The sequence below is a fragment of the Bradyrhizobium sp. USDA 4473 genome, assembly GCF_054063335.1.
This window is the reverse complement of the sequence record NZ_JBSSGE010000001.1, coordinates 3166670-3191309: the sequence shown is the minus strand read 5'-3', so window position 1 is coordinate 3191309 and position 24640 is coordinate 3166670. Positions and strand designations below refer to the sequence as shown.

Annotated in this window: 21 protein-coding genes, 2 tRNA genes and 2 pseudogenes; 9 read left to right on the top strand and 16 right to left on the bottom strand. The window is 62.7% G+C overall.

The window, feature by feature from the left end:
- The first annotated feature begins 787 nt into the window (after nucleotides 1-787).
- Nucleotides 788-863 (top strand) — tRNA-Ile (locus ACVW17_RS15040).
- Nucleotides 864-1209: 346 nt separating this feature from the next.
- On the opposite strand, the gene ACVW17_RS15035 is transcribed toward ACVW17_RS15040, so the two are convergent.
- The 10 genes from ACVW17_RS15035 to ACVW17_RS14990 form a co-directional block, all read right to left on the bottom strand.
- Nucleotides 1210-2913, bottom strand: a complete 1704-nt coding sequence (locus ACVW17_RS15035) for an amidohydrolase (RefSeq protein WP_456797351.1) — start codon at nucleotides 2911-2913, stop codon at nucleotides 1210-1212.
- 96 nt (nucleotides 2914-3009) lie between these two features.
- On the bottom strand, nucleotides 3010-3729 hold the full coding sequence (locus ACVW17_RS15030) for an SDR family oxidoreductase (protein ID WP_456797350.1): 720 nt from the start codon (nucleotides 3727-3729) through the stop codon (nucleotides 3010-3012).
- Between the two features lie 32 nt (nucleotides 3730-3761).
- Nucleotides 3762-7298 carry an indolepyruvate ferredoxin oxidoreductase family protein gene (locus ACVW17_RS15025; protein ID WP_456797349.1) on the bottom strand — a complete coding sequence of 1179 codons (3537 nt, stop codon included), beginning with the start codon at nucleotides 7296-7298 and terminating at the stop codon, nucleotides 3762-3764.
- The gene (locus ACVW17_RS15020) at nucleotides 7271-7597 is read right to left on the bottom strand and encodes a RidA family protein (RefSeq protein WP_456797348.1); all 327 of its coding nucleotides are present in this window, start codon (nucleotides 7595-7597) and stop codon (nucleotides 7271-7273) included. Before ACVW17_RS15020 ends, ACVW17_RS15025 begins: the two co-directional genes overlap by 28 nt.
- A 62-nt stretch (nucleotides 7598-7659) precedes the next feature.
- Complete coding sequence (locus ACVW17_RS15015; RefSeq protein WP_456797347.1) at nucleotides 7660-8508, bottom strand: alpha/beta fold hydrolase; 849 nt, start codon at nucleotides 8506-8508, stop codon at nucleotides 7660-7662.
- Nucleotides 8498-9883 (bottom strand): amidase, encoded by a 1386-nt coding sequence (locus ACVW17_RS15010; protein WP_456797346.1) that lies wholly within the window; start codon nucleotides 9881-9883, stop codon nucleotides 8498-8500. Before ACVW17_RS15010 ends, ACVW17_RS15015 begins: the two co-directional genes overlap by 11 nt.
- Nucleotides 9873-10616: an ABC transporter ATP-binding protein gene (locus tag ACVW17_RS15005; protein ID WP_456797345.1), complete on the bottom strand. Its 744-nt coding sequence runs from the start codon at nucleotides 10614-10616 to the stop codon at nucleotides 9873-9875. The genes ACVW17_RS15010 and ACVW17_RS15005 overlap by 11 nt, the downstream gene beginning before the upstream one ends.
- Before the next feature lie 2 nt (nucleotides 10617-10618).
- Nucleotides 10619-12427, bottom strand: a complete 1809-nt coding sequence (locus ACVW17_RS15000) for a branched-chain amino acid ABC transporter ATP-binding protein/permease (RefSeq protein ID WP_456797344.1) — start codon at nucleotides 12425-12427, stop codon at nucleotides 10619-10621.
- A 1-nt stretch (nucleotide 12428) separates the two neighbouring features.
- Complete coding sequence (locus ACVW17_RS14995; RefSeq protein ID WP_456797343.1) at nucleotides 12429-13457, bottom strand: branched-chain amino acid ABC transporter permease; 1029 nt, start codon at nucleotides 13455-13457, stop codon at nucleotides 12429-12431.
- A 4-nt stretch (nucleotides 13458-13461) separates the two neighbouring features.
- A complete protein-coding gene (locus ACVW17_RS14990; RefSeq protein WP_456797342.1) occupies nucleotides 13462-14859 on the bottom strand; it encodes an ABC transporter substrate-binding protein in 1398 nt (465 codons plus the stop codon).
- On the opposite strand from ACVW17_RS14990, the gene ACVW17_RS14985 reads away from it, so the two are divergent.
- Nucleotides 14843-15367, top strand: a complete 525-nt coding sequence (locus tag ACVW17_RS14985; RefSeq protein WP_456797341.1) for a flavin reductase family protein — start codon at nucleotides 14843-14845, stop codon at nucleotides 15365-15367. The genes ACVW17_RS14990 and ACVW17_RS14985 overlap by 17 nt on opposite strands.
- 4 nt (nucleotides 15368-15371) lie before the next feature.
- Here the strand turns inward: ACVW17_RS14985 and ACVW17_RS14980 are convergent, their stop codons facing one another.
- Nucleotides 15372-16031: a Crp/Fnr family transcriptional regulator gene (locus ACVW17_RS14980; RefSeq protein WP_456797340.1), complete on the bottom strand. Its 660-nt coding sequence runs from the start codon at nucleotides 16029-16031 to the stop codon at nucleotides 15372-15374.
- A 25-nt stretch (nucleotides 16032-16056) separates the two neighbouring features.
- Between ACVW17_RS14980 and ACVW17_RS14975 the strand changes: the two are divergent.
- The 3 genes and pseudogenes from ACVW17_RS14975 to ACVW17_RS14965 all read left to right on the top strand — a co-directional run.
- Nucleotides 16057-16428, top strand: a pseudogene (locus ACVW17_RS14975) (hypothetical protein); the annotation flags it as partial.
- A gap of 376 nt (nucleotides 16429-16804) precedes the next feature.
- Nucleotides 16805-17368 carry a hypothetical protein gene (locus ACVW17_RS14970; protein WP_456797339.1) on the top strand — a complete coding sequence of 188 codons (564 nt, stop codon included), beginning with the start codon at nucleotides 16805-16807 and terminating at the stop codon, nucleotides 17366-17368.
- Nucleotides 17369-17396: 28 nt separating this feature from the next.
- Nucleotides 17397-17810, top strand: a complete 414-nt coding sequence (locus tag ACVW17_RS14965; protein ID WP_456797338.1) for a RidA family protein — start codon at nucleotides 17397-17399, stop codon at nucleotides 17808-17810.
- A 250-nt stretch (nucleotides 17811-18060) separates the two neighbouring features.
- Here the strand turns inward: ACVW17_RS14965 and ACVW17_RS14960 are convergent.
- Nucleotides 18061-18874: pseudogene (locus ACVW17_RS14960) on the bottom strand (prephenate dehydratase).
- A gap of 342 nt (nucleotides 18875-19216) precedes the next feature.
- On the opposite strand from ACVW17_RS14960, the gene ACVW17_RS14955 reads away from it, so the two are divergent.
- The gene (locus tag ACVW17_RS14955) at nucleotides 19217-19465 is read left to right on the top strand and encodes a phospholipase effector Tle1 domain-containing protein (protein WP_456797337.1); all 249 of its coding nucleotides are present in this window, start codon (nucleotides 19217-19219) and stop codon (nucleotides 19463-19465) included.
- 205 nt (nucleotides 19466-19670) lie between these two features.
- Here ACVW17_RS14955 and ACVW17_RS14950 read toward each other — a convergent pair whose 3' ends face one another.
- Together ACVW17_RS14950 and ACVW17_RS14945 are read right to left on the bottom strand one after the other, a co-directional pair.
- Nucleotides 19671-19943 (bottom strand): hypothetical protein, encoded by a 273-nt coding sequence (locus tag ACVW17_RS14950; RefSeq protein WP_456797336.1) that lies wholly within the window; start codon nucleotides 19941-19943, stop codon nucleotides 19671-19673.
- A gap of 279 nt (nucleotides 19944-20222) precedes the next feature.
- Nucleotides 20223-20426, bottom strand: coding sequence for an SANT/Myb-like DNA-binding domain-containing protein (locus tag ACVW17_RS14945; protein ID WP_456797335.1), 204 nt, complete (start codon nucleotides 20424-20426; stop codon nucleotides 20223-20225).
- A 494-nt stretch (nucleotides 20427-20920) separates the two neighbouring features.
- Here ACVW17_RS14945 and ACVW17_RS14940 point away from each other — a divergent pair, with 494 nt between their 5' ends.
- The 3 genes from ACVW17_RS14940 (at nucleotide 20921) to ACVW17_RS14930 (ending at nucleotide 24070) form a co-directional block, all read left to right on the top strand.
- Entirely contained in the window at nucleotides 20921-21796 is an 876-nt protein-coding gene (locus ACVW17_RS14940) for a sensor histidine kinase (RefSeq protein ID WP_456797334.1), read from the top strand.
- 117 nt (nucleotides 21797-21913) lie between these two features.
- Entirely contained in the window at nucleotides 21914-22072 is a 159-nt protein-coding gene (locus tag ACVW17_RS14935; RefSeq protein ID WP_456797333.1) for a hypothetical protein, read from the top strand.
- 246 nt (nucleotides 22073-22318) lie between these two features.
- On the top strand, nucleotides 22319-24070 hold the full coding sequence (locus ACVW17_RS14930) for a recombinase family protein (RefSeq protein ID WP_456798949.1): 1752 nt from the start codon (nucleotides 22319-22321) through the stop codon (nucleotides 24068-24070).
- On the opposite strand, the gene ACVW17_RS14925 is transcribed toward ACVW17_RS14930, so the two are convergent.
- A tRNA-Met gene (locus ACVW17_RS14925) sits at nucleotides 24027-24103 on the bottom strand. The two genes, ACVW17_RS14930 and ACVW17_RS14925, sit on opposite strands and share 44 nt — an antisense overlap.
- A gap of 116 nt (nucleotides 24104-24219) precedes the next feature.
- On the bottom strand, nucleotides 24220-24591 hold the full coding sequence (locus ACVW17_RS14920) for a hypothetical protein (protein ID WP_456797332.1): 372 nt from the start codon (nucleotides 24589-24591) through the stop codon (nucleotides 24220-24222).
- Nucleotides 24592-24640 lie beyond the last annotated feature (49 nt).

Sequence of the window (24640 nt, the reverse complement as noted above, 5' to 3'; positions counted from 1 at the left end):
AAATTCGCGGCTATGTCGCCCCAAGACATTTGTCAGCCAAAGCGACTGCGGCGGAGCCACTGTTATGAGGGACGCGGAAACGGCTGCTCTAAAGAGCTACGTGCTTCCCAAGCAGAAAGCTCAAGTCTGCGCTTCTAGCATCCTGGTTTCTTGGATGAACGTCACCCCCGCGATTCGATCGCGATCTCGGACAAGAGAGCAGCGTCGCAGATTAAGACCATGTCTTTCGCGCACAATCACCTGAGGTCCACTTAAGAAGTGGAGGAGAGCTCACGGGTTTTCATCACTCTGTCCTTGGGTCAAATGGGACGCAACTACTTCCGGTAGCGGCTCACAAAGCTTCGACAGTTCGATCGAATGCCTAGCTTCGACATCGAAACTAAAAACAACGTGACGGATGCACAACTCTACAAAGGTAAGCGGGTGATATCGAATGGGCTGCAAGCCGTATACCAAAGTTTGTCAGAACGGACGCTGGTCGCCACCGCGTGAGACCTATAACCTCCCTAGGCAGAAAGTTCGCGGTCCGTTTTAACCGACTGAAGTGAGTCGCTGACTCTACCGAAGAATAAGCAACCTACTGACTCTCCTCACGTCCCGCGATTACGCGACGACGCATGATAACTGCGCCAAAAACAGGCTTGAGGTTGAATTCAAGTTTCCAACCGCGAACCGACGGTAACTCCCGTGGAGAACTCCGAGGCGCACGATCGCGTGGGCGCAACCTTGCAGGAGCTTTAGACAAGTTGTAAACGATGCAGGCCGTCACGCCGCCGCCCTCAGCAGCGGGCCTGTAGCTCAATGGTTAGAGCCGACCGCTCATAACGGTCTGGTTGCAGGTTCGAGTCCTGCCGGGCCCACCAATGAGATCAATGCTGCCTTACTTGGTTCTCGGTGTTCGCAGAACGACGACTGCACCAGATACGTGCACTTTTCGTTCGTGCGCAAGTTCACGAAGACGACGGGCGAACTCGCACGGTGAGTGCGATACGGCGACTCCACATGGAAGGTCCACGGCTTTTCCGCCGAGGAGAAGATCTGACAGGAGGCAGGCCCTTTCTACGCAATCAGGAGCGCGCCATCTTGCTCCCTGATTAGATATCGTTCGGCAAATCAGCGGCGCAGGGGCGCGATACCGCCGAAGGTGCAACTTCAGCGCACGGGAGACGTACCCACGCGGCGAACGACGGTAGCAACCGTCTTCCTGAGTCAGCGTTGAAAGACGACCTTACCTCCAACGAGCGTGATGTCTGCCTTGATATCTTTGATCTGTTCTTCCGGAACGGCCATGTAGTCCGCGGAAAGGACTGTGAGGTCGGCAAGCCTGCCGGGTTGGATCGTACCTTTCCGTGCTTCGTCGAACGTGTAACGCGAAGCCGCCGACGTGTAGAGGCGGAGCGCCTGTTCGCGACTGATGGCTTCCGCCGCGCCGTAGACGCTCCCATTGGGATCTTTCCGAGTGACCATGATGTACATATTGAGGAACGGATTGATCGGGTTGACGGGGAAGTCGGTTCCGGCGCCGAGGTTGTCCAAACCCATTTTCGAGATCAAGGTCTTGGTCGGTACGGCGCGGTCGGCGGTTGGACGCCCCAGGAAGCGCTCGACGGTCGCGGCCTTGTCCCACATAAAGACGTTCTGGAAATCGACCCTGACCCCCAGCTTGTGAGCGCGCTCCATCTGCTCGGGCCTGATCAGACTAGCGTGGATGAGGACAAAACGACGGTCGCGTATAGACCTTTCCTTGTCGGCGGCCTCGAAAGCATCGAGTACTTGGTCGATGCCGAGATCGCCTACGACGTGCACGCCAACGCGCCAGCCGTAGCGATTGCAGATTGAGACGAGTTGTGTCAGCCGCTCGGGAGTCTGCTGGGCGATGCCGTGGTAGTTGTCGTGCGAATCCGGATAGACGTCGCGCATCAACGCCGTCTTCAACGTCATGCCGCCGTCGTAGAAGATCTTGATGCCGGCAAACCTGACCCAGTCGTCGCCAAAGCCGGACGAAGCGCCATTACCCGACATGATCGCTTCCCAGGCTCCTAGATCGGCTGGCGGCTCGGGTCTGTACATCAATCCCGTCCGCAGCGTCGCTTGTCCGGACGCGGCGAGCTTCTGCAGTGTACGGACGTCGCGCGCTTCCGTGGCGCCTTCGACCGCGCTCGTGATCCCAAAACTGTTCAGCGCGCCTTCCGCAAGTGTGAACTGCCTGATTTCATCCTCTTCGGTCCACGGCGGAACGGCCTTCTCAACCCGGTCGATCGCGGTCTCGACGAGGACGCCGGTCAGTTCGCCGGCCGCGTCGCGCTCGAAAGAGCCACCGTCCGGGTTTGCGGTGGTCTTATCGACGCCTGCCTTCTGTAAAGCCATCGTGTTTGCCATCGAGAAATGCCCGACGGTGCGCAAGTAGACCGGATTGTTCGGAGCGACGCTGTCGATCTCCTGCCTCGTCAGATAGCGCTTCTCGGCGAGTTGTGACGGCGGGTGCCACGCGCCCCCAACGATCCACTCGCCCGGCTTCTTCTTGGCGACGAAGGCTTTGATGGCCTCGAGCGCTTCCGCGACCGTTTTCGCCCGGCCCATGACGACGACATAGTCGCCAAGTCCAGCCGCCTTGAAGTGCGCATGCGTATCGATCAATCCCGGAACGACGGTCTTACCGGATACGTCGAGCACCTGCGTGCGCGCTCCGGCGAGCGCTCGCATGGACGCGCTGCTTCCGACCGCGAGAATCTTTCCGTCCCGGACCGCGATCGCTTCGGTCACGCTGGATTGCTCGTCAAGGGTCAGGACCTTTCCGTTGACGAGAACGAGATCGGGCGAATTGACGTCCGCCTGCTGTGCTGTAGCGGGCGCTGCGGCTGCGAACAGAAATCCAGCACCGAGTATCGCGAGCGCCGTCGACCTGCAGACCATTCCAACCTCCCGATTATCTTGTTCAATAGGCGAACATCTGGTCTTTCTTCGATGATAGCCGCGCGTATCGAAGCGGTCCAACGATCCGGCAGCCGCTCACGCCGCGACGGTGGCTCCCCCATCGACGACAACGGTTGAACCGGTCGAGAAGGGATTGCATGCGAGGAAGAGGACCGCGTTCGCGATGTCCGCTGCCTCGCCGATACGACGCAACGGCAGGCGCTCCGCCGCGCCGACGAACATCTTCTCGCGCTCGGCGTCGGCCATGCCGGTCCACATCGGCGTAGCGACCAGGCCAGGCGAAACCACGTTGACGCGGACCGGCGCGAGTTCGAGCGCAAGACCGCGCGTCATCGCTTCAAGCGCCGCGTTCACAGCCCCTTGCAACACGGTGTTCGCCGAGGGACGAGCGCTCCGGAAGCCGGAGACGAAGCAGAGCGAGCCACCGTCCCTGATCTTCGCCGCCCGGGCCACGTGATAGGCGCCCCAGAACTTGCTCTCCATAGTGGTGCGGGCGTCCACCAGGTCTGATTTCCGGAGCGGACCGCTGCTCGTCTGCGCCGCCGACACCACGACGTGATCCCATGCCGGTTCGCCGGCGAAGAAGGCTTCGACCGAGGGATAGTCGGCGGTATCCATTCGCTCCGCCCTGGCGGTCCGGGGCAGTCCGGCGAGCGCGGCGTCGAGTTTGGTCGTGGAGCGGGACGCGATGGTGACCGACGCTCCCGCCTCGCACGCCTGCTGCGCCACCGCCAATCCGATGCCCGAACTGCCGCCCACGACCAAAACGCGGTGCCCTTGCAGACTATCGTACATGCATCCTCCTTACGCGGCGTTTGCGGCCACCCTCACGCTGCCGATGTGAGATGGCTTCGCGCCCCCTCGGCGAAACGGGCTCTGAGTTCCTTTGCTTTCGGTTCGACGCGCGCGATCGAAGCTTCCTTGACCGGGCCGTAGCCCCGGATCTCCTGCGGATACGACGCGAGAGAAATCGCGGCATCGAGATTCGAGCCGTCGAGCGCGGCGGCGATCTCCTGCACCGTTGCCAGATACTCGTCGCGCAGCCGGCGTTCCGACTTCCGCTCGCTTGTCCAGCCGAACGGGTCGAATGCTGTCCCGCGCAACCGCTTGAAGCGCGCCAGCAGCCGCAGCGCAGGCAGAAGGAAGGTGGCCGACAACGCCATCTTGCGCGGACGGCCGCTTGCTGGATCGCGGCCGGCGAGCAGCGGCGGCGCGAGGTGAAGCTTGAGCGAGCCGCCGTCGAACCGCCGCCGAATCCCGCCCCAGAAGGAAGCGTCCGTTAGAAGCCGCGCAACTTCGTATTCGTCCTTGTAGGCCATCAGGCGAAACGCGTTCGTCGCCACCGCCTCGGTCAGACGGCGTGAGCCTGGCGACGCCCTCTCCTCGGCCTCCTGCACGCGCTCCACAAGGGCACGGAAACGCTCGGCGTACGCCGTGTCCTGGTAGGCCCGCAGCGCGTCGACACGGACGCTGATGCGCTCCTGCGGGGTCCGGACCGGTGCGGGCGCCGTGGCCGTCGGAGCTTCGTCCGCCTCGAGGAGCGCTTCGACGGCCTGCGGATCGGCGAAATAAAGCCGGCCCAGGCGGAAGGCGCGCAGCGTACCGTCCACGTCCGCGCCGTTGATCCGGATCGCCTGCTCCATCGAGCGCCAATCAACCGGGAGCATCCCCATCTGGAACGCGTAACCGAGCATGATCATGTTCGCGGAGATGGGATCGTCGAACGCCCGGCGCGCGAGTTGGTTCGCCGGGATGCGCACGGCTCTGTGGCCCGCGCGCTGCTCGAGGCCGCGGACGAGACGTTCGGCATCGAGATCGACGTTTCCGTTCTCATGGAACGCCTGGGTAGCCGCGACCTGGCCGTCGAGCAGAATTTCGGTCGCGGGTCGGACCGTCTTCAACGAGTCGGGTTGGGTGGCGGCGACCGCATCCGATGCGATCAAGAGATCGGCATCGTCGAGACCGAGCCGCATCGGCGCGACGCCGGACGGCGACGGGAAGATACGCAGATGGCTGTAGACGGCGCCTCCCTTCTGGGCGAGCCCCGTCATGTCGTAGATGCCGACGCCCCGTCCTTCCAGGTGCGCCGCCATGCCGACGATGGCCGAGGCGGTGACGACGCCGGTGCCGCCGATGCCGGCGAGCAGGATGCCGAAGGCGTCGGGCCGGAGCTTGCGAGCGGCCGGCGCCGGCAGCTTTCCGGCTGCAGCCTCGATGTCGATCGGAGCAGGCTTCTTCGTTTCTCCGTGCTCGATGGTCACGAACGACGGGCAGAAGCCCTCGAGGCAGGTCATGTCACTGTTGCAACTGGCCTGGTCGATGCGCCGTTTGCGGCCGAACTCCGTTTCAAGAGGCTGCACAGACATGCAGTTCGACGCGGAAGAGCAGTCTCCGCATCCCTCGCAGACCGCGGGGTTGATGACCACGCGTTTCGCGGCGGCGGGTGCCTTGCCACGCTTGCGCCGCTTGCGCTTCTCGGTGGCGCAGATCTGGACGAACACGATTACGGTAGTCCCTGAAATTTCCCGAAGCTCGCGCTGCACGTTCTCCATCTGCGTGCGGTGGACGAGTTCGACCTGCGAAGGCAAGGATTGGCTGGATCGGACGGATTCGGGGTCTTCCGCCACGACGACGACGCGCTTTGCACCCTCGAGCAGGACCTGGCGGACCATGGCGCCGACCGACAGGCCGCTCTCGACCGTCTGTCCTCCCGTCATGGCGACGACGTCGTTCGCCAGGATCTTGAACGTCACGTTCGCGTCGGAAGCGGCCGCGGCACGGATCGCCAGCGACCCCGAATGCGAGAACGTTCCGTCTCCAAGATTGACGAAGACGTGCTTCGTCTCGGTGAAATGCGACAGTCCGATCCAGTTCACTCCCTCCGCGCCCATGTGCGTACAGGGAAGCGGATTGCGGTCCATGAACTGCACCAGGCCGTGGCAGCCGATGCCGGCCACGCCGAACGAGCCATCCGGTAGTTTGGTCGAGCGGTTGTGAGGACATCCGGAGCAGAATACGGGACGACGCGCCAACGGTGCGGCATCGAGCCGACCGGACGACACGACGCGCCCGGAAAGCTCCTCCAGCGCGAGGCGCAACACGACGATGTCGGGCTGCTCGGCCGAGCCGGTGTCGAGAATGCGACGCCCGATAGCGACGGCAGCGGTGGCGGCGTCCAGCGGCTCGTCGGACGGCAGCAGAGCCTCGTTCTCCGGCGTCGCCTTTCCCGAGATTTTCGGCCGTCTGTCGGAGTGGTACAGGAGAGCCGCCGCCTGAAGCTCCATGTGTGCGCGCTTCTCTTCGACGAAGAGGAGCTCCGGCACAGCCTTCGCGAACGCATTCAGCGGCTCGGGATCGAGCGGATAGATCAGGCCGACCTTAAGCACGCCGAGGCCCAGCCGCCGTGCAATGGCGTCGTCGATGCCGAGCAGTCTCAATCCGTCGATCACGTCCTGGAAGGCCTTGCCGGCGGTCACGATGCCGAGCCGTGAGGGGCTGTCGGAGCCGAACGCGACGCGGTCGATCGCGTTGCGCCGCGTGAAGGCGTGCACACGTGGAAGCTTGTTGCGGACCATGCGCCGGTCCTGTGCGGTCACTGCGAGCATTTCGACGCGGATGCTGACCCCGTCGCGCGCCGGAGGAACGGCGTCGAGCACTGGAGCGAACTCGTGCAGTGAGATCTCCACCACCTGGGTGCAGTCCGCCGTCTCGTTAACAAGCTTCAATCCCGCGAGAAGTCCGGTCTCGCGGGACATCGCGATGCCGGCCAGGCCGAACTTGAAGATGTCGCGCGTGTCCGACGGATAGAGGATTGGGACTTCGTGCGCGGCGAGCGCCAGGTCGCTCTGATGGGCGAGCGAAGAGGACTTGCCGGCATGGTCATCGCCGAAGACCAGCAGCACGCCGCCGTTCGGGTGGGTGCCGGACATGTTGGCGTGCTTGATGGCGTCTCCGGACCGATCCACGCCCGGACCCTTGCCGTACCACATGCCGAACACGCCATCGAAGCGCCGGCCGGGCACGAAGTCCAACTGCTGGCTGCCCCACACTGCGGTCATCGCCAGGTCTTCGTTCAGACCGGGCTGGAACACGATGTCCGCGGCCTTCAGGCGGTCCGCGATCTTGAGGAGCTCGCTGTCGATGGTCCCGAGCGGAGATCCGCGATAGCCGGAGATGTAACCCGCCGTCCGCAGCCCGCGCCTGTCGTCCAACTGCCGCTGCAGCAGAGGGACCCGCGACAGCGCCTGCTTGCCGGTGATGAAGATCGTCCCTTCGGTGACGTCGTACTTGTCCGAAAGAGAAAGCTCGCGCATGGCAGTCGTACCCCGAAGCTCAGTCAGTTTTGCGGTATCGCGGCGGTGCATTCGATCTCCACCCGGACATCGGGACGAACGAAGCCAGAGACCTCGACCAAGGTGCTCGCCGGTGCATCGAGGTCCGCGAAGAATTCCTCGCGGATCCGGTTCGTCGCGGGATAGTCGGCGATGTCGAGCACGAACACGTTCATCTTCAGCACGTGCTGGAATCCTCCGCCCTCCTCCGCGAGAACGGCTTTGATGCGTTCGTAGATGACCCGCGTCTGCGCCTCGGCATCCACGGCACCGGATTCGCGGGCGGTGACGCCGGAGACGAAGACGAGCTTCGTTCCGGCGATCGGAAGCACGGTCGCATGGGCGAACTTCCCGAACGGAGCCGGCAGCGCATTGTAAGTTCTGGATCTGCTCGTCACGCGGACACCCCTTGCGTCGTATGCGGCGCGAGCGCGCCTTGGAGAAACGCCAAAGCGCACTGCCGGAAGCCGGGATCCGCGAGAGCCTCGGCGTGACCGATGCCCGGCACCGTCGCTCCGGTCCCGGACCCGAACGCCGCTGCGACCGGCTGCGGATCGCCGGCCAGCTTGTCCCGTCCCCCTACGACGACCAGCGTCGGCGCGACGATGGACGAGAGCGCGCCGAGGTCGAAGCGGGCCGATTGTCCTCGCAGGCAGGCAGCGAGAACGGACAGATCGTTGTAGGGCAAAGACTCGGCATGCCGCCTGAAACGGACGGCGTAGGACGGAAGCGCTCCGAGCCGCTCCTCGTCGCGCGCGTCGAGCGCATCGGCGAACTCAGGAGCGAGGCCGACCGTCGCCGCGATGCAGTCTCCCATGCCGCCCAGCACCAGCCTCTTCACGCGGTTACCGAGCGCAAGCGCTGCGGACATCGCCACGTGAGCACCCATCGAATAGCCGGCGAGAACCAGCTCGGCATCTCCCCAGCAATGCCCGCACAGCGCAACGACGTCTTGAGCGAACGCATCCAACCGATAATCGGCGGGATCGGACGATTTGACGCTTTTGCCGTGACCTCGCAGATCCGGTGCACACACGTCGTATCCGGCTGCGACGAGGGAATCGAGCCAACCGGTCCCGTCCCAATCGTCCGCAGCATCGGAAGCGAAGCCGTGCAGAAGGATTACCGGATGCCCGCGGCCGGCCCTCAGAAACGACAGGCGCGCAGGTTCACCCGATGTCAGCGGACCGGTCTGTAGCGTCCCACGCACGGGCGTTGATGCCGTCGGATCGTCAGGAGGCATCGTTCGCAGTCCATGACCGCCGCGCCGCAGCCGCCTCGATCATCGCGGCAGCTGCGATCGCCGCACCGTCCCGTCCAGATGCGGCGCCGACCTGCAAGCCGATGGGAAACGCTCTCGCACTGCTGCGCCATGGCACCGAGACGGCCGGGCCGTGCGAGAGATTGAACAATGGCGTGAACGGACACCAGGCGAACCAGTCGGAGGCCGCAGCCGCTGCGGCGTCCACGCGTGGCGGCAGTCCGGGCATCGTCGGCGTGAGGAGTACGTCGATCCTGTCGGTCAGCAACGCCGAAGTCTGGCTCGCGATCTCTTCCCGCCTTCGCTGCAACAACAGCAGCTCGTCCGCCCGGAGGCCCATCACCGGCTCGATGAAGTTCAGAATATCGGCATGAAGATCCGCCCGACGCTCCTTCGGGACCTGCGCAACGGCATAGGCGCAGCCGAGCCGATAGAGGGTGGCAACGATGTCACGCGACTCCTCGACCGGGATATCGACAGTAACGATCGGCGAATTCGGAAAGAGGACCGAGAGCGCGTCTTCCCAAGCGTCCCTGACCTCCGGAGCGAGATGGCCGGCCACGCCGGCGGGAACGCCGATCCGGAGCCCCGACGCATCCCCGGAATCGGCCAAGCGTTCGCGCAGCGGAACCTGGCCCAAGGATGACGGGTCCGCTCCCGTCGCGCCGCTCATGACGGTCGCGACCAGCGCCGCATCGGCTACGGTCCGCGTGATCGGTCCCACGTGCGGAAGCTGCCAGAACGCCGACGGGTATGGGACGAGCGGGATCGTCCCGAGCGTCGGTTTGTAGCCCACCACTCCGCAGAATGCCGCGGGAATGCGCACCGAACCCGCCGCATCGGATCCGATGCCCGCTACGCCGAGTCCAAGCGCAGTCGCCGCCGCGGCGCCCCCGCTGCTGCCGCCGGCGTGCAATGCCCGGTCCAGCGGATTCGTCGTCACGCCGTTCAGAGGACTTTCTGTCAGCCCCTTCCAGGCGAACTCGGGCGTCGTCGTCTTGCCGAGGAACACCGTGCCGGCCGTGCGAAGGCGGGCCATCGAGACCGCATCGTCGGACGCAACCGTTTCGGAAGAGGTCCGCGATCCGCGGCGCGTGGGCCAACCTGCGACGTTGAGGGTATCCTTGACGGTGATCGGAACTCCGTCCAACAGACCGAGAGCCTCGCCCTTGCGATAACGTTCTTCGGATGCCCGCGCCATCTTCAGCGCGACCGCCTCGTCGACCAGAACGAAGGCGTTGATGCCTTCGTCCAAGCAAGGGAGCGCGTCGAGCTGCGACCGCGTCACCTCGACCGGGGATATTTCCCCTCGCTTGTAGCGTTCGTGGAGCTGGACGGCTTCACCTTCAATCGACATAGACCTGATCCCTTGCTGCGGCGTAGTCCGAGCCGCCTCCCAGATAGGCTTGGCCGAGACGTGGATCCGCCGCCAGTTCGGTGCTCGCCCCCTGCAGCACGATGCGTCCGACCTCGAGCACGTAGCCCCGATCGGCGACCGACAGCGCGAGCCGTGCGTTCTGTTCGACGAGAATGATCGTCAGACCTTCCGACTTCAGCTGGTGGACGACCCGAAGGATCTCCTGGACGATCAGCGGCGCCAGGCCGATCGAGGGCTCATCGAGCATCAGGAGGCTGGGCTCAGCCATCAGCGCACGGCCGACGGCCAACATCTGCTGCTCGCCGCCCGACAAGGTCGCCGCCTTCTGGCGCCGCCGCTCGGCGAGCTTCGGAAACAGCCCGTAGATCCTCTCGAGCGACTTCGCCGGCGCTCCTGTCCGATAGCCGCCGAGCCTGAGGTTCACCTCCACCGGCAGGTTGCCGAAGAGTTCGCGCCTCTCAGGCACCAGCACCACGCCCCGACCTACAAGCTGCTCCGGACGAAGACTAACGAGCTCGACACCGTCGAGCGAGACGGATCCCGCGCGCGGCGGGCAGAGACCCATGAGGCCGTTGAGCAATGTCGACTTGCCCGCCCCGTTGGCACCGAGAACGGTCACCAGCTCTCCGGGCTTCACCTCGAGGTCGAGGGATTCGAGTACGGTCGCCCGGCCGTAGCCCACGTTCAGTCCGCTGACGCGCAGATGAGGCATGATCAGGTTCCCAGATAGGCCGCGATGACGCGCTCGTCCCGTCGGACTTCATCGGGATGGCCGGTCATCAATCCCTGCCCCCGATCGAGTACGACGACCCGGTCGACGCAGTTCATGACGAGGTCCATGTCGTGCTCGACGAGGAGAACGGACATTCCGGCGCGCTTGAGACGGTGCAGCAGCGTGACGAGTCGGAGCTTTTCGCCAGTCCGCAGGCCGGCCGCAGGCTCGTCCAGCAGCAGCAATCTCGGCCGACTGACCAGCGCACGCGCGACCTCCAACAGCCTGGCCTGCCCCATCGCCAGGCGGGAAGCAGGTTCATGGGCCAGTCCTTCGAGCTCGACGATTTCGAGTGCCCGCCAGGCCTTCGCGAAGGTCGCGGCCTCCTCGGCACGGTCCAGGCCGAACATGCCGGCGATCATTCCCGATCGACCCTGCGCGTAGGCGCCGAACGCGACGTTCTCGAGGACCGTCCGTTCCGGAACGATCCGCACGTGCTGGAAGGTGCGGGATACGCCGCGATGGACCAAGTCGCACACCCGGGACGGCGGCGGCGCGCCCATAAGCGAAACGCTTCCTTCCGACGGATAGAGAAGGCCGGTCGCGATGTTGAACGTCGTCGACTTTCCCGCGCCGTTCGGTCCGATGAGACCGACGATTTGGTCCGCAGGAACCGAGAACGTCACGTCGCGAAGTGCCTTCACCCCACCGAAGTTCTTCGCGATCCCCTTAACCGACAGCAGATCTTCGCCGTCCGCACCGCGCTTCGACGGCGTCAGTTCGATATTGCGCGTCGGCCGCACCACCGAGAAGTCCGGCCAAAGTCGCTGCAGCGCCGACCAGATGCCGCCTGGCCAACGCAGCAGGACCCCGACCAGCACGACGCCGAACACGATCATCTCGACGTTTCCGGAAAGGCCCAGCATGCGCGCCACAATGTTCTGGAGAAACATCTCCAGCGCGGTGACGGCCGACGCGCCAAGTACGGCCCCGAACGGGTGCGACATGCCGCCGAAGATGCATGCGATCAAAAGATTGACGCTCGAAGTCAGCCCGAAGGGCGCCGGGCTGATGAACTTGAAGTAGAAGGCGTACAGACCGCCTGACAGCCCCGCCAGCGTGGCGGCCACCACGAAGACCAGCAGCCTTAAGCGCGTGGCGTTCACACCGAACACCTCCGCCATTTCGATGTCGGACTTCAGCGCCGCAATCGCGCGTCCCGTCCGGGTGTTGAGCAGCCGCGAGAGCCCTCCGCCTGCGATTGCGACGATGGACCAGACGAGGATCGCGAACCCGCGGTCGTCCACCAACTGGAACGAACCGATCGACAAGGGCGGGATCTGTCCGAATCCGGAGGCGCCGCCCGTCACGTTGCCGGCGGCGACGATACCGGCGCCGCAGGCCATTCCGATCGCCAACGTCGCCAGCGGCAGGAAGTGCCCCTTCAGTCTCAGCGTGATGGCCCCGATGATCATCCCCATGATCGCGGACGTCGCGACGCCGGCGAGCAGCGCGAGCACGGCCGGCACGCCGTGGTCGCGCGCGAGGATCGCCGAGACGTAGGCGCCGACGGCCATGAACGCCGCTTGTCCAAGCGAGACCTGTCCCGCGATCAGCAGCAACGTGAGCCCCATCGCGGCGATGGCCGACAGCCCTACGGTCACCAAGAGCGTGACGTCATACTGCGGACCAAGAGTGGCGATCACGGCTGCCACGACGAATAGCGCAGCGGCGACGACGAACGAGGCCACGCCGGGGGTGCGCCACGACCGCACGTCCGACGCCCGCTCGAGCTGGGAGGAGGAAGGCATGTCAGTGTCCATGGGTTTCGGGAGGACGCGCCGCGTTCCGCCACAGCAGGATGGGGATCACCATGAGATAGACGACGACGTCGCGATAGGCGCTGGCCTGGTAGGCCGAAAAGGACTCGGTGAGCCCCACCAGCAGCACGCCGACGAGCGCCGTCGGATATTCGACGATCCCGCCCAGCGCGGCCGCGACGAAGCCCTTCAAACCGATCGGCAGACCCATGTCGTAGTTCGCCGTGATCAGCGGGGCGAGCAAGAGGCCCGAGAGCGCACTGAAACCGGCGCCGATCGCAAAGCCCATCTGGCCGGCGACGCTCACCGGGATGCCGCAAAGCTGCGCGCCCGTCCTGTTCACCGCAGTCGCCTGCAGCGCCTGGCCGATCAAGGTCCGCTCGGAAAAGAGATACAGGCCGACCATCGCCGCGACCGACGACAGGCAGATCCAGAGGCTCTGATAGGTAACGAACACCGGCCCCAGCGCGAAACCGCCATCGATGACGGGCGGAACGGACCGCGGCTCGGCGCCCCAGATCACCACCGCAACCCCGTGCAGCACCATATAGACGCCGACACTGACGATCAGCAGCACGATCGACGACGCGCCCGAGACGGGCTCGACCGTCAGACGATAGGTCAGCGTGCCGAGCGACGCGGTGGCGACGAGAGCCGCCAGTACAGCAAACCAGTACGATCCCGGCAATAAATTCGCGATAGCTGCACTCGCAAGGACGGCGGATATCCAGATAGCGCGCGACGCGAGAATCCGCAGGCGCATCCGGTTGTTCAGCCGTCGATCGGCAACATCCTTGAGTGCGAAGGCCGCAAGGCCGCCGGCTACGATGGCACTCAGGCCATTGAACGATCCCGAAAGCGCACTCGCGAACGAGAGTGCCCCCAGCGTCACATACTCGCCTTGGGCGATGTTGACCACGCGGGTGACCGTATAGACGACGATCAGACTAAGGGCGAGCAGACCGTAGACGGCGCCATTGGTGACGCCGTCAGAGATCAGGAAGAGGACCGTGTCCAGCAACGGATCATTCCTCGATCAGGACGAACTTGCCGCCCTTGATGATCGACAGGAAGGTGGATCGCTTGTCGAGGCCGAGATGATCGGTCGGCGTGACGTTGAAGACGCCGTTCACGCCTGCCCAATCCTTCGTACGCTCCATCGCATCCTTGACCGCGACCCGCATCGACGCGAGATCGTCGGGCTTCGCCCCTGCGGCAAGAGCCGATTGAAAGGCGTTGACGGACAGCATCATCGCGTCCCACGATTGACCGGCGAAGAGATCGGTCTTTCCCTTGCCGTAGGCGCCGTCGTAAAGCTCCGCGAACTTGGTCAGCACGGGACGGAGCGGATTGTCCTTGCTGATCTGATCGTAAACGTTCGGTGCGCCCACGCCGACGATGGCACCTTCCACGTTGGCCTTGCCGATATCGACGAACGCGTTGATGGAAGAACCGCCGCCGTGATAGATCGGCCCGGTGTACCCGACGCGCTTCAGCGCTTCATGGGCGAGGTCCGCGGACGGCGGAATCGCGTGCACGTACACCGCATCCAGCCCCGCCTGCTTGAGCCGCAACGCCTGAGGAGTGAAGTTGGTGTCCTGCCGGGCGAAGCGCTCGGTCGCGGCGAGCTCAATTCCGAAATCCTTCGCGATGTTCTGGAGCTCCTTGAGCCCGCCCTCGCCGTACGCATCCTCCAGGCCGAAGAAGCCGATCTTCTTGATGCCCTGCCGCTTCATGTAGTCCAGCGTGCGCTGGAGCATCAGCTTGTCGGACGTCGGCGTCTTGAAGGTGAACGGCCTCGCGCTCGCGGGCTCGATGATCGTCGCGGACGACGCCATCGAGATCATCGTGACCTTGGCCGCACTGACCGTGTCGATGATGGCCATGGAACTCGGGGTCGTCGTGCAGCAGACCACGACTTGCGCCTTGTCCTCCTCGATCGCCTTTCGGGTCAGGCTGACAGACTTGGTCGGATCGGAGCCGTCGTCGTACGCGATGACCTTGATCTTGAAGGGCAGATCGGTCCGGGCCGACCAGATCTTGTCGAAGAGTTCGACGGCGTTGCGCTCCGGAGCGCCGAGCGCCGATGCCGGGCCCGTCACGGCGACGATCGCGGCGATACGCAGTTCAGGCTTCTCCTGAGCGACCGCAGGGCCCGATACCGGCAACCCGATGGATACTGCGGTCAGTAGCGTCACGCCCAGCGCAGTGAGGCGTCGCATAGTCATCATTCTCATGTTTCCCTCGCGGTTGCCGTTTCCGCTGGCAATGGTGGCAGCGCCGGAGGGGGTGCGCTGTATCTGAGGATACATCGGCCAATTTGTGCCGCCCGATACAGACCGGACGTCTACAGACCGGTAGCTCTTTGCTCCGAAAACGGGCGATTCTGCAGGAGGCAACTGGACTATGGACGGAAAAATCACGCGGGAATTCCGCACGCTGTTCCGCAGGCTGACGACCGGCGTGACGTTAATTGCCGTGGCGGGAGAGACGTCGCCGGTAGGCATGACGGTGAACTCGCTGACGCCGGTCAGCCTCGATCCGCCGCTGCTGTTGTTCTGTGCATCGCTGACCAGCAAAACGGCGGAGAGGATCGCCAAGGTCGGCTCGTTTTCGGTAAATATTCTCTCGGCCGATCAGCAGGACGTTTCGACGCACCACGCCGGGAGACCTCTCGCAGAGCCTACGTGGCGCTGGCAGGAGAGCGAATCCGTGCCGTGGATCGAAGGCGCGAATGCGACCTTCCGTTGCCGATTGGATGCCGAGCATCCCGGCGGTGACCACCGCATCCTCATCGGCCGCGTCGAGGAGATGTTCGGTCCGTCGGCCCCGGCGACCACTCTGCTCTATCACGGGGGGAAATACGCGCGGCTATCCTACGAAGACGCAGAACCCGCTGGGCGCATCGACGAGCTCTGGTGGACGGGCTAAGACCCTACTTGCGCAGGTCCTTCATGAGAATCGTGAAGCCGTCCTCGACCGAAAGCAGTCCCCTCTCGCGCAATCGTCCGAGAGTACGGGTCACGGTGACGCGGGACGTGCCCGTCATCGAAGCGATCTGTTCGTGGGTGAGGTGTGTCAGAATCTTGCGGCCTCGTTCGTGATCGACCGCGAACATCTCGCTCAGGCGGCCGAGCAGTTCGAGGATCCGCTCCTCCGGATCGTTGGAGACCAGATGCTCGAGCCGGAGCGCAAGAATGCGCTGCTTTAAGCTGGTCAAGCGTAGCAACGCCAGTGCGAACTCCGGGTCTTCCCGCATAAGCCCTTCGATGCGAACCGTATCGAACACAAGCGCTTCCGTCGTCTCGACGGCCACCGCGCTCGAGAACCTAGGTAGCCCGTCGAAGGCCGCGCCCTCTCCGCACAACGCGTTCGGCCCCATGTTCTCGAGCACGACCTCGGTACCGTCCCGCCGGAAAATTGAGACCTGAACCAGACCGGACTTCACGAAGTAAAAGGACGAATTGATCTCGCCCTGCCGGTAGAGCTGCTCGCCCTCGGTATATCGGCGCGACCGCACCTTTCCCTCGAACGACAACAGTTTGGCCGCCAGCGCGTCGGTCATTCGCCAGGTAGCGGCGGGCTTCTTCGTCATTTGGGCGATCCGTCGATTCTTCGAAATGAACGGCCTACGGGTATCCGGCGATACAGCGGGCCAGGCACGGTCAAGTTACGTCGGGAGAATGTTAGCGCGAGAGGAGACAATCGCAATGGCCTTGGCCCAACGGACCGCCGGCTCCGCTTCGATCGAAGCAGGGCCCGAAAAGGTGATCGAGAAGACTGCAGCGCTCGTTCCGTGGCTCAGCGAGCAGGCTGGCCGGATCGAGGAGGCGCGCCGAATTCCGGCTGACGTGGCAGAACGGTTGTTCGAGACCGGTGTGTTCGATCTGATGCGGCCCTCCCACTTCGGTGGGTACGGAGCCTCCCCGCAATACGCATGGGAGGCCACCTTCCACGTCGGGAGAGGCTGCTCATCGAGCGCCTGGCTCGCCGGATTGACCAGCGCCAACATCATCATGCTGGGCAAGTTCTCCGCGGAAGCACAGGCCGATGTATTCGCCGACGGCGTTTCTCCGATCATCCCGATGCTGACCGGCGGCGTCGGCCAGGACATCGTCGTCGAGCCGACGCTAGATGGAATCGTGCTGAGCGGTCGCTGGCGATACGCATCAGGCGTCGACGTCTCCGACTGGCTGGGCATCCTCATCAACATCCCCGACAAGGGCGGCGCGCCCACCCCGCACGTAGTGCTTGTGCCTCAATCCGAATTCACGATCGATCATCAGAGTTGGCGCGTGATGGGCATGCGAGGCACTGGTAGCAAGAACGTCGCGCTCGCCCAAATCCTTCGTTCCCTCGCATCGATTCATGAGCTGGGCCGAGCTTCAGGCAGGAAAGAAGCACCCCACCTGCCCCAACACCGAGCCCGTCTACGATTTTCCGCTGAACACGGCCAACGCCATGTCGGTCCTCGCCCCGACACTCGGCGTTGCGAGCGCCTGCAGCGAAGAAGCCATAAAGATCATGCGCAGCCGCATCAGTTCCGGCAACCAGCAAGCTCAAATCAACGACAAGATCGCCCAGGTCGATGCTGGAACCAGCGCGGCGAACATGAGCTTTTTACGCGAATTTCTGTTGTCCGAGACAGAGTCGATCGAGCGGCAGATCCGCGCGAGTGGAGCCTTGTCTCTTGAGGAAAGAGGCCTCAGCCGAACGAAGGTCGCGATTGCATCCAGGCAGGCGCTCACCTCGGCGCAGCGGTTGTTCGCGTCGCTCGGCGGATCGCTGCTTCCGGAAGGCACGCGCATAGAGCGCCTGTTTCGCGACATTCACGCGATGAGCTCGCACTTCCTGCTTCAGCCCGAGCCGATCTCGGAGGCCTACGGCCGCCTCTTGCTCGGTCTCGAACTAGCTCCCGGCACCCGCCTTTGAACCACCGATCGAAAAGCAAGGACGTTCCATGACCAAGAAGACCTACGCCTCCAAGGATCCGATATTCGCCGCAGCCAGCGGCGGCACGATCTTCGATAAGTTTCAGTATTCGTCCGCAGTGAAGGCCGGCGGTCTCGTCTTCGTGGCCGGGCAGATCGGCCTCAACCCTGACGGTACGATCCCGGAAAAACCGGAACAGCAATTCGTCAACGCTTTCGAGCGGCTGAAGCTGGTGCTCGAGGAGACCGGCTGCGAGATGGGTGACCTTGTTGAGCTGGTTTCCTATCACGTCGGGCTGACATCCCATTTGGCCGACTTCATGAAGGTCAAGAAAAAGTACGTGCCGGGGCCGTTTCCGACATGGACGATCCTCGACATTGCTGGCTTGGCGCGACCGGGCCTGATTATCGAGATCAAGGCGGTCGCCTCCGCCCGCGACTGACGAGTTCGCGCGAGTGCTTCCTCCCAGACTTCGCGCCCCGGCTTCGCTGCGAGGCCGGGGCACTTTTTTCCGGCGTATTGCTGGCGGATTCGCGCCTTGCGAAATGCCCTATACGACAACGCCTCTTGAAGTGAGGCTTCTTTGGCACGACAGAGTGGCCGACGACCCCTCACAAGAGTGGCTTCACGATCTCCTTCGTCGAGCGACAGAAGAGCTTCGGAATGGCTCGGATCGCGATCAGTAGGATCTGTCAGTATCGACGCGGATATGACCCAAGCACGCGAATGTCAGAGTGCCTTCCGAGCAGTCGGGCAAGACCATCCATCTTCTCATTCCCAGCGACCTCAATCAGATAGCGATGCCTATCGAGGGCTGCTTTTGCCGGTCGCTCATAAATCGTCAGGATCCGGACTACAGCACCTGCAAAAGAAGCGAGCAAGGAAGCAAGATCCGCATCACTCACAGTGGCGAGCAACGACGTTTTGTCGGTATCGGTTGGCGAAGGGCTATTCTTGCCCAGTACCCACCAGCGCGTGACATTGTGCGGGCCCTCCTCTATCCCATCCACCAGCGAATGCAGCCCATAAACCGACGCGCCAATTTTTGGGCCGATGGATGCCTTGTCCAAGGATTCGCTGTTGGCCACGGCCCGCGCCGCCGCTCGCCGCCGCCATCCGTCGAACCTGCGGCAACTGCTGATCTAACCAGGGCTTGACCTCGTCAAAGGCAACGGGATGCCCGAGGACCTCTCTGACATCTTCCAGACGCGTCCCATGTCGAGCAAGAAGGCTATAGCCAAGCATTTTGGGATATTCGGCGACGATCCTGACGTTCGGCAGGGCGAGGATTGGATCCAGATACGGCGTAGCTCCAACGAGCGAGGTCGTGACAGGAAGGCAGGCACGCTCGATCTTCCCGGTCTGATATGCTGAGAGCAATTCGTCTTGAGACAGAGGGACCAGGTCCGACGTTCCGAACAGCTCAAGGCAGGCCTGGTGAGTCCATGATCCGGCCGGCCCAAGATAGCCGATCTGCCCGGCCGCCGCAGCAGTCACGGTAAGCATGTGCAGTGTGCCACTCGCTGCTGCGACGAGAGAGAGTGCGATCTGGAAAAACTGTCTGAACCGCGGCAAAACGCCATGGAACCTCTCCTAGAGATATCACGATCCCACCTTAAGCAATGGCCCCTCCGCCGCCGACCAAAACGGTCGAGCCGCTTGCAAACGGCGTCTTCGCCAAAAAAAACACTGCATTCCCCATGTCTTCGGGGCGCCCCCACGCGGTTCTTCGCCGCGTTGCCAAACATGGTCGCGCGGTCGCCCTCCGACTCTGACCGCCTATTCGCGGCCGACCAAGGTCAAGTTCGTCGGTGTGCGGGACACGGTCGGTTCGCTCGGGCTCCCCATGTGGAGCATGGCGGCCAAGGTCCGCAAATATCGGTTTCTCGACACGCTCTGCGGCTCGATAACAAGTACGCCTTCCATGCGTTGGCGTTGGACGAGCACCGGAAGAATTTCGAACCCACATTCTGGACCAGGACGGATAGGGCCGGGCACGAAGGAGCCGCCGAACGGCAAATCGACAAGGTCGAGCAGCGCTGGTTCGTCGGCGCACATGCCATCCATGCGTTGGTTTCGCTGAAATACGAGTTGTGAGGACCTCGAGAAGCAGATGCGGGACGAGTATCTCGGGGCAAATGCAATCCCCTTGTGTGATGGCGATACCGTAGAAGGCATCTTCGATACGGCCTCGCCATTTTGGGGAACGATACACCGAATTCGCCGAGCCTACACAAAGTATGTGGAGTGTTCAGAAACGCAATCAGCGCGACAGCGGATCTAGATCTGGGCAGCACCAAGCTCAGGGGTCAGCCAGGGAAGGCTTCGGAACGTGGCCTGGATGATTTAAAACCAAGCTCATCTCCTTGATTTTGGCATCGATCTTACTAAGAACAGCAGCTGGAAAGACTTCCCGCTCTGGGAGGCGCCACCAATGGTCGTTCGCCAACGATACGCCCCCCTCGATGGCCGAGAAAACCGCCGGTTCGGGTAGACGCGCGCGATTGGCGAACTTTCGCCAGCGATCAGGAATAAGCGCTTTGAAGGATTTCTCTTCTCCCAAAGAGAGCGCCATGTCGTCCTTCGGAAAATAAGCAGTGGTTGATCCATAACTGGAGAATCTCCACCCTTGGGAAGACGGCCACATATTAGATCGGGTTGACCTTCCCGTTAACGACGATGACGCGGCGATGCGCGAGGCAAGGAAACTAGCTATCAGACAGCCGGTAGAACTCTGGAACCGCGCGCGTAAGATCGCGACGTTTCAGCCGCCAAATCCCGACTCGTGAGGAGAAACTCGTTCGCGGGGAGGCCGAGCCTCCCCCGTGCAAAAACGGGCAGCATGAGATCGAGATCAGTCGAGAACAGTCTCGCTTCGCCGCGTATCCTGTGCTGCATCTCCTGCCGAGGCGCGCCTTTTGACGATGGTCAGCCGAGCGACGACAGCAGCCTCGGTGCGCCCGAGCTTCTGAGCAATCTCTCGCTGCGTCAGACCCGTTTTACGTATCAGCTGCAGAAGTCGATGTTCTTCCTCAGCGGACCACGATCCTGCTGCCATGCGAAAACTCTCCAAATCGTTTTGTACTGAAAATGCCAGCAACAATTGCAGTTTTCGCTAGCTGCGTCTGTCCGGTGTTTTGCGGGGGATACGCTCGGCCTGGGATTGACCGCGTATGCCCGATGTCGTGACTGGTGTTCATTATTGAACAAAGCAACCCCTTCATCGTTAGTAGATCATCACCGGCCAAGCTCTTTCCGTAGGCGTCGGCGGCCGAGAGACCCAACGTGCTCCAGCCTCATAAGCGAGGGAGCGCGGCCATGGCCGATTGGCATGTGATCAATCGCATCTACAGGTCTCAACTGCGGGTGCTGTGCATATTTAACCCAATGTCCTGAGTTGAGCTTGAAGTCCTCGGGCCGATGCTTGGACCTCGCCAAGGCGAGGAACGGTTGCCCCGGATAAGTGGTTTTCAGTTCATAAACAGGCTCTTCTCCCTGGTTCTGCAGCACGGGCTTCCCACTCCCGTCCGGTACGGCATCTCAGCGAGCATCATGCTGACCTGCGCTGTACTGCAGATCGCGCTGCAGATGCATACCGGCTCGCCTGGCTATTTCCTGCTGCTTCCGGGCGTGTTTCTCTCAGGCCTGATCTTCGACCGCGGCTCCGGAATATTCGCAGCCATCATCGCGGTCGCGGTCGGCGCCTACGTCAGCTATGCCGGCGGCAACGGCATCGACTATTTGGCGGCCAATGCTCTCTTCGCGATCACTGCAACCGGGACGGCCGTCGTCGCAGAATTTCAACGTGCCGAACTGCGGCGGGTAGTCTTGGCGGACAAGACGAAAGCCTTGCTTCTGCAGGAGATGGCCCACCGCACCAAGAACAACCTGGCGATCCTCGGCGGGATGATCAGGTTGGAGGCACGGCACGGAGGTTCAGAAGCTGCGGCCGCGCTGGAAGCCACGGCGCGCCGGCTGCAGGTCATGGCGGAGGTTTACGACCACCTCTCGCCCACGCGGGACTCGCGCTCAGTTAACATGCGCTATTTCCTGAACGACGTCGTCGAGAAGGTGTTCCAGTCCTTGGCTCCTTCCGGACCGATCGCATTCCAGGTGGTCTGCGACGACGTCGACCTCGCCAGCAACCATGCGCTCGCGATCGGGATGATCACGAACGAGCTGGTGACGAACTCGATCAAGTACGCTTTTCCCGGCGATAGACCCGGCCACATCGCGGTCACGTTCTCAAGTGGCAGTGACATCGAGCTCTCGGTCTCCGACAACGGAGTAGGCCTCCGGGAGGCGGAAGAGCCGGGCGGATTGGGATCGCGGATCGTTCAGCTGCTCGCCCAACAGCTCGAAGGCGTTACGTCCTACGAACGGCTCGATCCGGGCCTCAGGGTCCGGGTGCGGGCGTATCCTCGATAGTGGCGCGTTCGGCGCGAGAAGGATGTCCCGATAAGTGTAGGCTGGGGATCGTCTTAAGCAGCCCCTGGGCAGAGGTTCGCGGCTTTCACCCGCGGATCCCTGCAGTGTTGCACAACCATGATTCCGCATGAGGATCAGCCGACGGCGGCAGCGAAGAAGAAGACCGCGCGTGGCGCAATCAAGACCAAGCTCGATAGCCACGGAACCAGCAAAATCGCCAGCTGGGTAGCGCTCGTCGACGACGGCATCACAACTTTCGCTCTAGTTATCTACTAAGTTGCAAATAAAGCCGGCTGTGCCGCTTCCCCGCAGCATCATTTTGGCTCGAAGCCGTTCCCAGCCCCCCTTTTTCTTCGCCACAACATCCGGTTGCACGACTAGCTCATAATGTTCGTTCCTCTTAGGCAGCAGCCGAGCATAATCCTGGATATGATCAGTTCCCCACATCTTTGCGGATTCGCGCCAGGGCAGATGCACGCGCCTCGTTGAGTTGCTCGATCATCAGAGGTTCGATTGTGCGGGATGCACATCGCAAATTGTCCTTGCAGACAAAACCAGATAGGGCGATCCTACAGCTCGCGCGCGCACTTGCTCGTCTGGCCGCAAGGGAAGATCATGAAAAGCACCTCGCCCATCGACGCGACAAGGAAGAGAGCGACGATCTATGCTCGATTCTCAACCGATCTTCAGAACGAACGATCGATTGAGGATCAGCTTTCACTTTGTCAAAGCTATGCCGAGCGCGAAGGCTTAACTGTTATCAGCACCTATCAAGACCGGGCTCGTTCGGGCGGCTCAGTCATGGGGCGCGAAGGCCTTCTCCGAATGTTGGACCAAGCGCGGGAGAAATCCTTTGACGTATTGATCGTGGAAGCACTCGATCGCCTCTCTCGCGACATGGAAGATCTTGCGGGGATTCACAAGCGGCTCTCTTTCCTCGGGATCGAAATCCGGGCGGTCCACGAAGGCGTTGTAAACACCGTGCTAGTCGGCCTTCGCGGCCTGGTAGGGCAACTCTACCGTGAGGACAACGCACATAAAGTGCGTCGTGGCCAAGCGGGGCGGATCAAACAAGGTTTGGCTGGAGGCGGCCTGACATACGGATACGTCCCGGTCGCTGGAAGGAATGGCGAACGAGCCATAGTCGAGGACGAGGCACAAGTGATCCGGCGCATCTTTCAGGAGTACGTGAACGGCCGTACGCCTCGCGAAATCGCGCACGATCTCAACATGGATAGGATATCACCGCCGCGGGGGCGGGCATGGAATGCCTCAACAATTAATGGCAACCTTCAGAGAGGTGCCGGCATTCTGCAGAACGAGCTTTATGTGGGGCGGCTCGTCTGGAACAAAGTCAGGATGGTGAAAGATCCCGACTCGGGAAAGCGCCTGTCACGACCAAATCCGAAGGACGACTGGCAGGTTGCTGAAGTGCCGCATCTCGCAATTGTCAATTCAGAACTATTCGCGGCTGCCCAGCATCGCAAAGAAGAGCGGAGTCACGCGCATCCCAGCCATCAACGTCGGCCTCGTCGGATGCTATCTGGCCTGCTCCGTTGCGGCTCATGCGGCTCGGGTATGGCAACCAATGGGCGGGACAAATCAGGGCGTGTTCGTGTTCGCTGCTCCGCGGCGACCGAGAGCGGCACGTGTCCTGATGCCAAGACCTTCTACTTGGATACGGTCGAAAGTGCGGTCCTCAGCGGGCTAAGGGCCGAATTGCGCGCCCCAAAAGTTATTTCGGAGTACGTACGCACCTATCTGGAGGAGCGGAAGCGCCTCGCAGCGACATCACAGGCGAAGCGCCAGCGCCTGGAGCAGCAGCTTGGTCAACTTAATCGAGATATTGAACGACTGGTGGATGCAATAGCGAAAGGACACGGCGATCCGTCGGTCCTCGGACCGCGATCGACAGCGTTAGATGCCGAACGAAAGCGGATCTCTGCGGAGTTGCAGAGCGAACCACCTCCTCCAAATGAAATCGCGCTGCATCCCGCCATCTTGGAACGATACGAGCGGCAAATCCGTCGGCTTCAAGAAGCACTGGGAAAAAGCGTCAGGGCTGGCGACGGAGAGGCCGCAGAAGCTATCAGGGACCTTGTGGATACGGTCACTGTGTTCCGGGATCCTGCCAGACTTGGCGGAGTAGCGATTGAGATAGCAGGTCGTTTGAATGCCCTGCTCGGCCCAGCTGCCTACCCCAACTTGGAGAGGGGAGTGTGGGGAAAGATGGTAGCGGGAGAGGGACTTGAACCCCCGACCCCAGGATTATGATTCCCGTGCTCTAACCAGCTGAGCTACCCCGCCACGGGCTCGCGATCGGCGGCGTCGAGCCGCACCTTGCGAACGCGCGGCATATAAAGAGCGGCATGCGCGCCTGTCAAGCAAACCCAAGCGTGACTGCAACTTATTGCAGACAGGGGCTATTTCGGCCGGACCGTCGGGTCGCCGCCGGGGCTGCCGGGCGGTGGAATCACCGGCGTGTTGCCGCCCTCTGGGGTCGGCGCACGCATTTCGGGATCGACGCCGGCCGGCGGGCACAACACCCCGTCCGATTTGGCGAGCTTATCACCCAGCGGCTGGCTGGCCTGCCCGGTGGTGGTTCCCTCGGGAGCCGCAGCCCCCGGACGCGACGGCTGCTGTGGCGCGCAATTCTGATTCTGGGCGGCGCGCTGCGGTGCCGGCGGCGCGGTCTGCGCCGGCGGCGTTGCGGGTGTCGGCGGCGCCTGCGCCGCGGCAACAACCGGCGCCAGCATCAGCACACAGGACAATGCGAGTGTTCGGTTGAATCTCATGACGAGAAAACCGGGACGAGGCGCCGATGTTCCCTGTCAAAATCGCCGC